The 12,943-nt window shown below is 57.5% G+C and carries 15 protein-coding genes; 6 read left to right on the top strand and 9 right to left on the bottom strand.

Going from position 1 to position 12,943, the window contains the following annotated elements; all coding sequences use genetic code 11:
- Positions 1-4: 4 nt before the first annotated feature.
- From KP705_RS09920 to KP705_RS09910, 3 genes are all read right to left on the bottom strand, one after another.
- Complete coding sequence (locus KP705_RS09920; protein WP_046900697.1) at positions 5-205, bottom strand: DUF1656 domain-containing protein; 201 nt, start codon at positions 203-205, stop codon at positions 5-7.
- Entirely contained in the window at positions 199-2,208 is a 2,010-nt protein-coding gene (locus KP705_RS09915) for an FUSC family protein (protein ID WP_046900696.1), read from the bottom strand. The genes KP705_RS09920 and KP705_RS09915 overlap by 7 nt, the downstream gene beginning before the upstream one ends.
- A 166-nt stretch (positions 2,209-2,374) precedes the next feature.
- On the bottom strand, positions 2,375-2,863 hold the full coding sequence (locus KP705_RS09910; RefSeq protein ID WP_235271761.1) for a hypothetical protein: 489 nt from the start codon (positions 2,861-2,863) through the stop codon (positions 2,375-2,377).
- A gap of 142 nt (positions 2,864-3,005) precedes the next feature.
- Here KP705_RS09910 and ykgO point away from each other — a divergent pair, with 142 nt between their 5' ends.
- From ykgO to KP705_RS09895, 3 genes are all read left to right on the top strand, one after another.
- On the top strand, positions 3,006-3,131 hold the full coding sequence (ykgO, locus tag KP705_RS09905) for a type B 50S ribosomal protein L36 (protein ID WP_007281615.1): 126 nt from the start codon (positions 3,006-3,008) through the stop codon (positions 3,129-3,131).
- A gap of 41 nt (positions 3,132-3,172) precedes the next feature.
- Positions 3,173-3,799, top strand: coding sequence for a M48 family metallopeptidase (locus KP705_RS09900; protein WP_235271760.1), 627 nt, complete (start codon positions 3,173-3,175; stop codon positions 3,797-3,799).
- Positions 3,800-3,863: 64 nt separating this feature from the next.
- On the top strand, positions 3,864-4,094 hold the full coding sequence (locus tag KP705_RS09895; protein ID WP_046900693.1) for a hypothetical protein: 231 nt from the start codon (positions 3,864-3,866) through the stop codon (positions 4,092-4,094).
- A 66-nt stretch (positions 4,095-4,160) separates the two neighbouring features.
- On the opposite strand, the gene KP705_RS09890 is transcribed toward KP705_RS09895, so the two are convergent.
- Positions 4,161-6,401, bottom strand: coding sequence for a primosomal protein N' (locus tag KP705_RS09890; protein WP_046900692.1), 2,241 nt, complete (start codon positions 6,399-6,401; stop codon positions 4,161-4,163).
- 33 nt (positions 6,402-6,434) lie between these two features.
- On the opposite strand from KP705_RS09890, the gene KP705_RS09885 reads away from it, so the two are divergent.
- Both KP705_RS09885 and KP705_RS09880 read left to right on the top strand, forming a co-directional pair.
- A complete protein-coding gene (locus tag KP705_RS09885) occupies positions 6,435-7,385 on the top strand; it encodes a tyrosine recombinase XerC (protein ID WP_215764391.1) in 951 nt (316 codons plus the stop codon).
- Positions 7,382-8,281: a retroviral-like aspartic protease family protein gene (locus KP705_RS09880; RefSeq protein WP_215764390.1), complete on the top strand. Its 900-nt coding sequence runs from the start codon at positions 7,382-7,384 to the stop codon at positions 8,279-8,281. The genes KP705_RS09885 and KP705_RS09880 overlap by 4 nt, the downstream gene beginning before the upstream one ends.
- On the opposite strand, the gene KP705_RS09875 is transcribed toward KP705_RS09880, so the two are convergent.
- Complete coding sequence (locus tag KP705_RS09875) at positions 8,278-8,562, bottom strand: helix-hairpin-helix domain-containing protein (protein WP_215764389.1); 285 nt, start codon at positions 8,560-8,562, stop codon at positions 8,278-8,280. The genes KP705_RS09880 and KP705_RS09875 overlap by 4 nt on opposite strands.
- 77 nt (positions 8,563-8,639) lie before the next feature.
- Here KP705_RS09875 and KP705_RS09870 point away from each other — a divergent pair, with 77 nt between their 5' ends.
- On the top strand, positions 8,640-9,425 hold the full coding sequence (locus KP705_RS09870; RefSeq protein ID WP_215764388.1) for an SDR family NAD(P)-dependent oxidoreductase: 786 nt from the start codon (positions 8,640-8,642) through the stop codon (positions 9,423-9,425).
- An 11-nt stretch (positions 9,426-9,436) separates the two neighbouring features.
- Here KP705_RS09870 and KP705_RS09865 read toward each other — a convergent pair whose 3' ends face one another.
- From KP705_RS09865 to KP705_RS09850, 4 genes are all read right to left on the bottom strand, one after another.
- A complete protein-coding gene (locus KP705_RS09865) occupies positions 9,437-10,480 on the bottom strand; it encodes a hypothetical protein (RefSeq protein ID WP_252348324.1) in 1,044 nt (347 codons plus the stop codon).
- Between the two features lie 137 nt (positions 10,481-10,617).
- Positions 10,618-11,160: a hypothetical protein gene (locus KP705_RS09860; RefSeq protein ID WP_046900687.1), complete on the bottom strand. Its 543-nt coding sequence runs from the start codon at positions 11,158-11,160 to the stop codon at positions 10,618-10,620.
- Positions 11,161-11,218: 58 nt separating this feature from the next.
- Positions 11,219-12,562, bottom strand: coding sequence for an ammonium transporter (locus tag KP705_RS09855; protein WP_256445907.1), 1,344 nt, complete (start codon positions 12,560-12,562; stop codon positions 11,219-11,221).
- Positions 12,562-12,900, bottom strand: a complete 339-nt coding sequence (locus KP705_RS09850; RefSeq protein WP_029495718.1) for a P-II family nitrogen regulator — start codon at positions 12,898-12,900, stop codon at positions 12,562-12,564. The genes KP705_RS09855 and KP705_RS09850 overlap by 1 nt, the downstream gene beginning before the upstream one ends.
- Positions 12,901-12,943 lie beyond the last annotated feature (43 nt).

Genomic DNA, 12,943 nt, shown 5'->3' with positions numbered 1-12,943 from the left:
TGTATCAGAGGATCAGGGTATAGAGCCCGAGCAGGCAGATAAGGATGCCGAACTGGGCAAGCGGCGGATCCCAGACGAAACGCCACAGATCAAGCCAGCCCATAAGCCAGCGGAGAATGGCCAGCGTCAGAAGTGACAACGCCAGATTGACGACGAACGCGGACACAAGCAAACCGCCAAGGTCTACGACCTGTCTCATCACCATCGTTTGCGTCCTATTCCATAATGATGAACAGCCGTCCGGTTCCGCAGCAGCATGACGCGCACGGCTTCCAGCCCACCGACACAGTTGAGAATCAGAATTTCCTCACTGGGAGCGCCAAGTCGCAGACGGTCAAGAAAGGCTTGCGTCATATCTGCCAATTCACTCTCCAGCAGCGACAGACTATCCTGTGCGAGCGCTTTACGCGCAGGCCGCACAAGGTGCCGCAGAGACGGCATCCGCGCCGCCTGATCGAGGTACAGACGCACACGGGCAATCGTGCTGGACAGATCCTCCAGTGCGACGAGGCGCTCAAAGACATGCTCGGAGGCTGTACCGCGCTTCGGGAGGCGCTTTGTCCACAGCAGAAGCTGGCTCAGACGATCATATTTCCGGCTGAGCAACGCGGGACCCATGGCTTCACCATGGCCGCTGAGTTGCGATTCCAGATCCGAAGAGATGGTCACGGCAATGCGGAATCGATGTCGGCGCGCGGTTGGGGGCCACAGCAGAACCAGAAGGATGAATGAAAGAACTGCTGACAGGAAATAGAATGTGTTGCGTTCGAGGAACGCGCCCGGGTCGTAACTGTGGTGATTACCCAAGCCTACGAAGACGAGAAAGAACGCACCGTAGTGAAAGCCCACAGCGGTTGTTTTCGGATTCATCAAAAGCAGGCAGGCAATAACTGTCTGGGGAAGCAGGACGAAAGCCAGCCCCTGAAGAGTATAGACGTGGGGCAAGACCCAGAAGGACAGAAACCCGGCAGCAAGAATTCCCAAAGGCGTCCCGATCATCGCGCCTTTACCGAACACGGCCGTGTCCAGTGACGAAGATGCAAGGACAAGAACGAGTGCACTCTGGGAAAGGGCGGTGGCAGAAGCTGGCTGGCCCGTTCCCACACAGAATGCCGCTACAAAGCTGAAACCAAGCAGCACACGCATGCTGTTGATGAACGCTGTAATATAATCTGGATTATTTGAAAGCGTCGCCAGTTTCAGCGCCTCCCCTGCCGGGGTTGCTTTCATGAGTGTACTGATACCCGTGCGGATATGCAGCCGGTTACTCAGAAGCGTCGCAGCACGTTCCAAAAACCAGGCATCCCGAGGTGTTGGGAAATACTCCGGATCTTCCCGTCGAATGTTAGACAGGATGGTGCCCATCGTTTCCTGACGGTTCGTGCCATCCTCAACGCGCTCGTGCCACTGGCGCACGTAGCGGACCAGAATATCCGTTACCCCACCTTCACTCAGCAACGTAGAAATCGCACGGCTACAGGTGAGAACCGTCAACATACCGATGATGCTGAGTTTGGCTCCTGCCATCCGCAGGCGGCTACGATCCAACTCCGTCCGGGCGTAAGAAATCTGCGTCATCAGAGACAGAATTTCGGAAGCCAGCGCAGTAGTACCCTGCGCGGAGGGGGACGGCTCTCCCATGATGGCGGAGTGGCTCAGACCACGGATTCTCTGCCCCAAATTCTGGAGCCCCTTGGCGAGATTGCGCCAAGCCTGTGGCGAGCCAGACAGCAGATTGACAACTGCAATGGATGCAACGCCGATAGCGACCGTTGAGGCACGCGCCACACTGACATGATAGATGTTCTGGGGCGCATCGATACTGGCAACAGCAACAAGTGCCACCATGTAGCCAGCCAAAAGGGCACCATACGCCCGGAAGTCGCGCTCCAGCGTCCCCACGAAGGCACAACCAGCCATCCAGAGAGCGACGCCTCCCAGAAAGAGGCCACGATCCTGGCTGAACATGGAAATCAGAAGGATAGAAACGCCGACACCCAGCAGGGTCCCGAGAAAGCGATAAAATGCCTTGGAAAGGGCCTGCCCTCTCAGGGGCTGGGCAAGAATCATGACAGTCACGCCAGCGCCGGCCGGTGTATCGACCTGAGCCCAGAACGCCGTGGCCAAAGCCAGAACGAGCGCAATCCAGGTTCGGAGGCTGAACTGGATCCATCCCGGGCGAAAGACCGACTGTAACGTGGCGGTCAAGACAGATTATCCCTGCCAGGCAAACGGGTCATTCCGGCGCAGCTTACAGTTCCAGTCATCAACTCAGACTGAAAACCCTACTCCTCACTTTAGAAGAAGGTTAGCCCTGTATTGCCCCTGACATGATTTGACGGATTTTATCGCCTGAACGTGATGTACCGAATCCTCAGTCGTCTTCATGGGGCAAAGCATGACACGCTGCATCGAGCTTCGGATTACTTTCCGCTGACTCCCTGCACAGCGTCCGAGCATCCGCACCACAGATCGTTGTCACATCTTCCATGGTGGACGATGTCACGTCCCGCGCCACCTCGACGTCCTGATTGTTTTCATGGCCCTCTTCCTTGCTCAGCTGGTCCTGCGCAGCGTGCATTTCCTTGAGGGCGTTGATGCAGGCATCCGTGGCAGAATCGGGGTGAGTCTGCAGAACCTTGAGGACCTGATTGACCCCGATGCCCAAAGCATTGATCGATGGGTCGTCATCATTGGTTTTGGCCCCTCCATCCTCGGCGTGAGCCAGGGCTGGAAAGGCGAGCGGGACGGCCAGAAGGAGGGAGGCCACAAAGCGACGCTTGATCATGACGGCATGATTAGGGGAAAATAATCTCCGGACAAGCCTAATGGCATGATAGTCACACACCGTTGCAGAACGCATTCTGGCAGCTTTTCCGCGCTGCGGGACGCTGTTGACCTTGACTCCTTAAGGGACGGTCGTTAAGCGAGGCCATCCTTTTGCGGGCGTTTCGGCCCGCTATCCGGTCCATTGTGGGCCATACAGTCGAGAGCCTGGAAACATCATGAAGATCCGCAACAGCCTGAAGTCCGCAAAGGTCCGCGACAAGGACTGCCGCGTTGTCCGCCGTCGTGGACGCGTTTACATCATCAACAAGAAGAACCCGCGCATGAAGGCACGTCAGGGCTAATAGCTTTGATCCGCCGGATACCAAACAGACGGCGCTGGCTGATGGCTGGCGCCGTTCTGCTTTGTGCACCGGCCATTTCCTCTGCCACACCGCCGACCCCTGCCCCGTCCCAAACGTCCGGACCGGCCAGCGCTCCTCCCCCTGCAAAAAACGATTCCAGCAAGACACATCCACACCACAAGACCGTTCAGGAACGTCTTGTTGAGGCGGAAAAGGCTCTCGCTCTCGCTGGAAATGAAAAAAATGCGCGTCAGCTTGCTGATCAGGCTGAAAGCCTGCGCAGCCGGAGCCTGACAGGTGCTGTACGGATGCTTCTATCCGATTCGCAGGATGCACTGGGCAAACACGATTTCCAGAACGCGGAAGACGACCTCACCTCCGCCATCACCATCCAGCCTGACCAATCCATTCTCCGCCGCTATCGTGCTGCCGTGCGCCTTGCCGCGGGCGACAACAATGGTGCGATTTCCGATCTCGGGGTGGTTATTCAGGCAGACCCCGGTGACGCAACGGCATGGGGAATGCTGGCTGATGCAGAGCGGGAAAGGCACGAGCCAGACGCTGCCCTTCGTGCTTACAAACAGATGATGCAGCTTGATCCGCATGCTCCTGATGCAGACAAGCAACTCAAAATCCTTCAGACAGAGAAAGACGGACAGGAAGACTGACGAACACAACCTCTTGTATTCGTCAGCGTTCATTCCCTGATTCACTCTATTCAGGAGGACCTTCATGAAAACCAAAACAGTTCCCGCCGATCAGGCTCCCGCAAAACAGGGTTGCTGCAGCAAAGTCAAAGCCTGCTGCAAACATGCCGGGCGCGCTCGCGAAATCAGCCTGGCAGTCATGACCGGCATGGCCACGATCGGCCCCAAGCGTTTCCGCCCTTATTTCCAGCAGGCACTCGCCGTGATTTCCGTCGTGGCAGCAACCATTCAGTTCTTCCGCAACCGGAAGGCCTGAGTTTGGTTTGGCCAGACACCTCTCCAGGTTGCTGGCCAGATCACCTTTCCCCGTTCCTCGCAGCCCTTAGAGGAACGAAATTGGATCAATATCAATATCGATCCGGGCACTGCCAGTCGGCTTGATATCTTTCAGCCAGTCTCGCAGAATCGGCTGTACGGCGATGCCACGCATTGTTCGCAGCAACAGCCGCCGACGGTGTCGCCCTCTCAGCACAGCCAAAGGCGCGGGGGCTGGGCCAAGAACCTGCACCCCTTCCCGCTCCGGCGCCGCAAACGCAATTTCCTTTGCCAGCGCATCTGCCGCATCTGCCGTCGCAGCACTGATAATCAGCGCCGCCAGTCGGCCGTATGGCGGCCAGAAAGAAGGGCGTCTCTGCTCAGCTTCCTGCTCCATGAAGGTCTGAAAATCATTGGAGACAAGCGCCGTCATGACAGGGTGCTCACCCACGTAGCTCTGAAGCAGGACACGGCCAGGACGTTCAGCACGCCCTGCACGACCCGCGACCTGATGCAAAAGCTGAACCGTGCGCTCCGCTGCCCGTAGATCGCCGCCGCCCAACCCCAGATCCGCATCCACGACACCGACCAGCGTCAGCTTCGGGAAATGCCAGCCTTTGGCGACAATCTGTGTTCCGATGATGAGATTGACCTCGCCATCCGTGATCTTCCGTACGGCTTCCGCCGTAGCCGCCGGGGAACCCAGTGTATCCGAAGACATGACCAGGATCTTTGCATCCGGAAAACGTAGCTTTGCCTCTTCCGTAATGCGCTCAATCCCCGGCCCAATGGGTACGAGCGAGTGTTCGGCGTGGCATTGCGGGCAGTCTGATGGAATACTCTCGGTGTGACCGCAATGATGACAGGTCAGGATGCCACGCGCGCGATGTTCTACCAGCCAGGTGGAGCAGTTAGGGCACTGCATCCGGTGCCCGCAGGCACGACAGAGGGTGAGCGGTGCATAGCCACGACGGTTGAGGAACAGCATCGCCTGCTCCTCGTTCTTCAGGGCCTCATCAATGGCATTGCAGAGCACCGGGGATAAAAAAAGCCCACGCTCTGGCGGATCAGCCCGCATATCGACCAGAGAGACGTCCGGCATCGTCGCTCCGCCATGCCGGGCCGTCAGAAGCTCATGGTGATAGCGGCCGCTTTCCACATTCGCCAGCGTCTCCAGTGATGGCGTGGCAGACACGAGAATGGCTGGAGCATTCGCCAGACGGGCGCGAACCACGGCCATGTCCCGCCCATGATACATGACGCCTTCTTCCTGCTTGAAGGCGCTCTCATGCTCCTCGTCCACCACGACGAGTCCAAGATCTTCAAACGGCAGGAAGAGCGCTGATCGCGCGCCCACAACAACACGCGCCGTCCCGTCCGCCACAGCGCGCCATGTTTCGCGTCGACGCTTGGTTCCAAGGTCGGAGTGCCATACGGCTGGGTCTGCACCGAAACGACGGATAAACCGATCCGTCCACTGAGCTGACAGAGCAATTTCCGGCAACAGGACCAGAACCTGTTTCCCTTGCGCCAGACAGGCCGCGACAGCCTCGAAATAAACTTCGGTCTTTCCCGACCCCGTCACGCCCTCCAGCAGAGTGACGTCAAAACGCTGCTCTTTCACCGGGCGGCACAACTGCTCGGCAACATCTGCCTGCTCTTCAGAAAGCTGCGGTGCGCCGTGGGTCGGGTCCGGCGTTGCGAAAGGAGCCGCGACAGAGATGACAGCTTCCCGAAGGAGCCCCGCAGTCGCGAGCCCTCGGATCACAGCGGAACTGGCACCGCTGGCCGCCGCAAGATCAGACGTCGTCATCGGTGCATCGGACGCCGCATTGAGGACGGATCGACGGGCCGGAGTGATGCGCAGGCCCTCTTCCGGTTGTTCCGTTCTGACCCAACCCAACGCAGGTTTTGGTGCGTCCTTCAGGTGAATGCGGGTTGCCATCGCCAGCACCAGACCAGGCGGCGTCAGGGTATATGCCGCAACCCAATCAATAAACCGCCGCAGACTGCCCGGCAGGGGGCGTACGTCCAGCTTTTCGACAACTGGACGCAGGCGGGACAGCGGAACCTCGCGCCCCGGAGCCGTCGCGAAGTCAGCAGGGACTGTGCTGGTCGTATCCCAGACACATCCGACCGTCTCGCGCTTTCCCAGAGGAATTGACACCAGATCGCCCGGCTGAAGCGCCATGGGTGCCAGATAGTCTAACGGACCCGGAAAAGGCAGCGGAACGAGCACCGAGACACGCGTTCCGGTGGGGGGTGGCTTTCGCCAGAGGTCAGGCTTGGGTAGGCTGCTGGATGCCATGCCTGTGTCTAACCTCCCTGAGCCCGAAATGCCATGATGGCCCATGACGCATTACGCGACTGGACCGAATGGCTGACCCATGAACGGCGCTCCAGCCTGCGAACGGTTGAGGCCTACCGCCATGATATCGTTATGGCCCTCTCCTTCTTTGAGCAGCATCTGGGGGGCGAGGTTGATCTGACTGCTCTGGCAAAGCTCTCCCTTGCTGATCTCCGGGCGTGGCTGGCTCATGAAACTGCCCGGAGCGAAAAACCCACACGTCGCGCCACGAATGCCGATGCGCGCGCTCGTTCCAGAGCACGGCATGTTTCGGCCCTGCGATCGTTCTTTCGCTATCTGGCCATGCGCCATGATGTCTCGAACCCTGCCCCGGGACTCCTCACGACCCCTCGACTGAAAAAGCGCCTTCCACGTCCTCTTGGGCAAGAACAGGCCCTGGCTGCGCCGGAAGGGATTTCCGATGATGCTTTTACGAGCGCTGCTGCCATCCGGGACAAAGCACTCTTTACACTTCTGTACGGGACGGGCTTGCGGATTGGTGAAGCCTTGGCCCTTGATGTGCGGGACCTGACCAACGCTGGTGAGAAAATGCTGCGCGTGGTGGGCAAAGGGGGGAAAGAACGTCTGGTCCCACTGCTTCCGGCTGTCCGTGACGCGTTGGAGTTATGGAAAGGCGTTCACCCTTCTCCGGCCCCGGACGCTCCGCTGTTCTGCGGTGTGCGGGGAGGCCGCCTAAACCCCGGCGTCGCCCAGCGGGCCATGCGCGAATGGCGCAAGGGAGAAGGCCTGCCGGATTCTGCCACACCGCATGCTCTTCGCCACTCTTTTGCGACCCATTTGATGGAAGGTGGCGCTGATCTGCGTGCCATTCAGGAACTCATGGGCCATGCCAGTCTTTCCACCACCCAGGCTTATACTCTGGCAGACGAAAAGCACCTGCTGGACGTCTGGCGCAAGGCACACCCACGGGCGAAGCAGGAATGAAAAGACTGACATGGGGCATTCTGGCTGCTCTTATGGCTCTGACCGGGAAGGCTGAAGCAGTGCCATGCCACACGGTACAAGCGGCCGTTTTGCCGCTGCGCGATGATGGTGGATATCTGAGCATTCCAGCCCAGATCAACGGTCATGCGGTCTCCATGATCGTAGACACAGGCTCACAGGGTAGCCTGATGACACCGCAGGGCGTTGCAGCGCTTCATTTACCTCAGGACCCTGACCTTCACACTGTTATGCAGGGCCCCAACGGAACACCTCGTCTTGTTGCCAACGTCCGTATTGCCGATCTGCAACTGGGCCACCTTTCGCTGGGCGCCGGGTCCATGCCTATAGGCTCTCTCCCTGGTTCCCCGATGATTCATCCACCTATTCTGGGGCTTCTCGGGGCAGATGTTCTGGATGGGTATGATCTGGAGTTTGACGTTCCCCATCAGAAGCTCATGTTCTGGAAAGTTTCCTCAAACAGCTCGTCCTGCCAGCTTCAGCCCACGTGGAAAGGCCAATGGAATACGGTTCCGGCCCGACAGGTTGACGAGCGCCTGATGGTAACCTTCACGCTTGATGGAACGCGCGGAACAGCGCTTCTCGATAGCGGGGCGCGTTCCCATATTGTCAGCACCGACTTCGCCTATCGCCTCGGTCTCACGGATGAACTGCTCGCGCTCGATCCTGGCGGTATCACTGCCGGTGTGGACCTGCATGAACGCCGATACCACTGGCATCGCTTCAAGCGCTTTTCCATGGGAGGCACAGTCTGGGTCAATCCGGTCCTGACCGTGGCGCCGGTTCATGATCAGGCCGACATGCTGCTCGGTTCAGACTGGTTCGCCAAACATGACATCTGGCTCTCTTACGCCACAAGCCAGATTTTCGTCCGCTAAGGCGCTTGCGGCGTACAAAACGTCCCGGCTTTCATCCATTCCTTGCGGGCGGTGGTAAAAGCCCACCAGTTCAGGGCTTCGCCTGTTTTTGCCTGATGGATGGTGGCTGCAAACACGTCATGCACACAGGGATCATGGCGTTGCTGCGTTAGGTGACAGAGCTTCAGATAAAGATCGTCCGGCTCACAGGATGCCAGTTGCGCAGTTGAGGTAATCCCCAATATGGCAAAATCTGCGAGTGCTGCTTTGCCAACATTCTTCAGCATTGTGAGATCACTCATGCCTGCTCGCCCTTTATTTGAGGCAACCATTGTAGCGAGCAGCACTTTAAAGTCCTAGCAACAAAAGGACATTATTCATGGCGACGCAGGGACTATCACGTTTCACTGGCCGCAAGGTTCTCGTGACGGGGGCGGCATCGGGTATTGGTCACGCGACAGCCCTTCGTTTCCTTGACGAAGGCGCTCATGTCATTCTTGTGGACCGGGATCAGGAAAAGCTCGACGAGGTCATGAAGAGCCTCGACCCGAACAAAGCTACGGCCTCTCTGACAGATATTTCAAAACCCGACGAAGTTCAGAAACTGTTGGGCCTAACCAAACAGACGTTTGGAACACTGGATGTGCTGGTGAACAACGCCGGTGTCACCACAATCGGCACGGTTCTGGACAGCGATCTGGACGCCTGGCAGACCGTGTGTGCCACAACCTTGACCGGAACCCTGAATGTCAGCCGCACCTTTCTGCCCCTGCTGATCCAGAGCAAAGGTAACATCGTCAACACGGCCTCCGTCTCTGGAATGCGGGGAGACTGGAACACGGCCTATTACGATGTTGCCAAAGGCGGCGTTGTGAACCTGACGCGTGTTCTGGCGATGGATCACGGAAAGGACGGCGTTCGCGTCAACGCCATCTGTCCATCGGTCACACGCACTGCCATGACGGCTGATGCCCTTAAAGATCCAGCTTTCGTCAAAAGCGTCGAAGACCGCGTCCCGTTGCGGCGTCTGGGAGAGCCTGAAGATATGGCCGCAGCAATCACATTCCTAGCCAGTGAGGACGCGGCTTACATTACCGGATTGATTATGCCTGTTGATGGCGGCGTGACCGCATCAAACGGGCAGCCACCATTCCCTATGAGCTGATCTACAAAACATTACTGCACGTCTCCGCGCCGGTCCCGCACGGAGACGTTTCCTGAACGTGTGGCGAAGAAATGCAGCCCCTGCCCTTTGGAAAGAGGGCGCATATGGGCCGGGATGGCGAAATACATCCGGTTGTTTTCCAGACTCCAGATGATGATTTTGTCCGTAAAGAACGGAAGTCCCAGACTTCCAATTTCTACTTCATCCTGAAAGACAACTTTTTCTTTCTCTATCGGCGCGCCACCCATAAAAAGGTTTTTGACAAGCGCGCCCTGCCCCACACTCAGAAAATCATCATAGTGAGTAAATTTCTTCTGATCCCCCAGACCTTCCAGGTTTTCCTTTAGTGATGAAATCCAGAAAGACGGAAATGTCGTGTATGTCAGATCAGGATCAAGGCTGACGCGCTTCTTCTTTTCGCCAACCCGAATATGCACTGTGAAGTCGTCTTCCATGTCCACGGAATGACTGTCATTTCCCAGGAATGTTTTAAACGCCAGCTTGCAGGCTTTCGTATCTTTGACATCAAGATACGCGAACTGTCTTTCCGGAATATCTATCAGAACTGCCAGGCGGGATAACGCCGCACGTCCGAGCACACCCACAATCGGTCGCCCGTCAACCATCTGCGTACTGGCCTTCGCAAGCAAGACAACGTCTACATCTTTCAGCGGAATATCATCCAGAACCAGTTCATTAATTTTGGAATGAAAGGCGCTTTCCTTATAGGTGCCGTTAATGACGACTTTGGCGTCATCATAGCCCTTGGGAAACTGTATTCCTTCAGAATTCCGGACGTAAATGTAATCGAAGGCCGGGCTGACATACATCGCAGCGGGTTTGCCGTTGATTTTCACTGGTATCAGCGGCGCATCTCCCTCGCCTCCCAGTAATGGGAGAATAACTGGTGCAGTGACACAGTCCGACTGCTCTTCCGCAGACGCAGGCGGCATCAGTCCCAGGATGACCGTAAGAGCTACCAGCCCAATAAAGAGAAAGCCTCTATTGATCACTGATCGTGACTTTCCGAACGCGACCAGAACATGACACCTCATGATGACACCAACGCCTGACCATTTCCCTTACACCGAAACTCTCCAACAGCATTCTCAATCCTGAATGACCGGCATAAAAAAAACCTCCGTCCCGGTAAAGGAACGGAGGTTTCTGACACCCACTGGAACGTAGGGGATTATTCGCCTTTGAGGCGGCTGTTGCACTGGGACCAGTACCCGCCACCCTTCTGGATCCACTTCAGGCTGCCGTTGCCGCCGTTCGCCTTGTTCGCATTGTACTGTGCAACACAGGTCTTCATGCGAGCCTTGCCAGCGGATAGGCTGGAGAACTGAGACGACACAGCCGTTGGGAATACAACGTTTCCAGACGTGACCGGGGCACTCTTGGACGCAATCGGTGCCTTCGTGCCTGCAACAGACGAATCAGGCGGGTTCGCCTTACCCGTCGTAACAGGCGCCGTCGTTGTTGGTGCTGCCGCAGCCGTTGCCGGGGCAGCAGTTGTCACAGGCGCGGCTTCAGCCGTTTCGCTACCACAGCTTGCAGCCTTGAAAGCCTTGTAGCTTTGACCGTTCAGGGTGCCGCCCTTCTTGGCGGACTGGAATGCAGCATGGCATTCCTTGGCTGTCATCGCGTGTGCAGGAACCGAGGCAAGACCGGCAGCCAGAACAGCGGCCAGGGAGAGGCGGGACAACATACGGCTGGAAACCATGAAAAACATCCTTGTCTGTCGACCGGGAAGTCGCAGCCTCCCGGTTCAGAAACGCCGGTGACTACGATCAGTTGATGCGTTCACCATGCATGGTCGTATCGAGGCCTTCAAGTTCCTCTTCTGCAGAAACACGCAGACCCATGACACGATCCAGAACCTTCAGGATCACGAATGTCATGATGACACACCAGACAATCGTCACGCAGACGGCTTCCGCCTGAGCCAGAAGCTGTGAAAGGCTGCCAACCGTACCAGCCGGATTGGCGTCTGTTGCAGAGAGCGGCCCATAGGCCAGAACGCCCGTCAGCAGAGCACCAATGATACCGCCCGTACCGTGAACACCGAATGCATCGAGGCTGTCATCATAGCCGAGAGCGTGCTTGAGCCATGTTGCACTCCAGAAGCAGACTGCACCGGCAATCAGACCAATCACCACAGCGCCGCCCGGCAGGACAAAGCCCGCAGCAGGCGTAATGGCGACCAGCCCTGCGACCACGCCGGAAATGATACCAAGTGCCGTCGGCTTACCCGTCCGTGCCCACTCGACAGCCATCCAGGCGACACCACCAGCGGCGGCAGCAAGCTGCGTTGTCAGCATGGCCATGCCTGCACGGCCGTTAGCGCCCAGCGCGGAGCCTGCGTTGAAGCCAAACCAGCCGACCCAAAGCAGGGACGCACCGATAATGGCGTATGTCAGGTTGAACGGAGACATGTCATCCGTTCCGATGCCCCGGCGCTTGCCAAGAACATACGCACAGACAAGGCCAGCCACACCGGAGTTGATGTGCACCACCGTGCCACCGGCAAAGTCCACAGCGCCCAGACCAGCGACCCAGCCCGTTGGGCTCCAGACCCAATGAGCGACAGGTGCATAAACCAGCAGTAGCCAAAAGATCGTGAAAACGCACATGGAAGAGAACTTCATACGTTCCGCGTAGGCCCCTGTAATCAGGGCTGGCGTGATGACGGCGAACGTCATCTGGAACATCATGTAAACGCTTTCCGGGATCGTCATCGGAACAGCGGCTGTCGTCCCTGCCCCAAGTGTGAAAGCGGAATCAACGCCGTTGTGGAAGTTTGCTGCCACACCGTTCAGCAACGCGCGGGACAGATCACCAATCCACGGCGTACCGTTCGAAAAGGCCAGACTGTAACCCGCAACCATCCAGACGAGGCTGGCGATACAACAGATGGCAAAAGACTGGATCAGGGTCGCAAGAACGTTCTTCTTGCGAACCATGCCGCCGTAGAACAATGCAAGACCAGGCACCGTCATCATCAAAACAAGTGCCGTGCTGATCAGCATCCAGGCTGTATCACCTGTGTCGATGGCCGCAGGCGCATCAGCAGCCATCGCGGATACTGGCAGAAGTGCGCCAGCAGCCATGATCGAAAGACCGGAACGTCTCATCACAGAGCGCCCTCCCCGGTCTCTCCCGTGCGGATGCGAATGAGCTGGTCGAGATTGGAGACCATGATCTTGCCGTCCCCGATCTTCCCGGTACGTGCTGCCGTCATGATTGCTTCAATAACATCTTCCACAACGGAATCCGCCACTGCGATCTCGATCTTGAGCTTCGGAAGAAAACTGACGTGATACTCGGCGCCGCGGTAGATTTCCGTCTGGCCTTTCTGACGGCCAAAACCTTTGACTTCCGTCACGGTCAGACCTTGCACGCCCAGTGGCGTCAGCGCCTCCCGGACATCGTCAAGCTTGAAGGGTTTGATAATTGCGGTGACGAGCTTCACGAACGGCATATCCTCGTTGGGAATCAGAAGACTGGTGGCCAGT

It is taken from the genome of Gluconobacter sp. P1D12_c (assembly GCF_018812105.1).
Taxonomy (GTDB): domain Bacteria; phylum Pseudomonadota; class Alphaproteobacteria; order Acetobacterales; family Acetobacteraceae; genus Gluconobacter; species Gluconobacter oxydans_A.
This window is presented reverse-complemented; position numbering and strand designations above follow the sequence as displayed.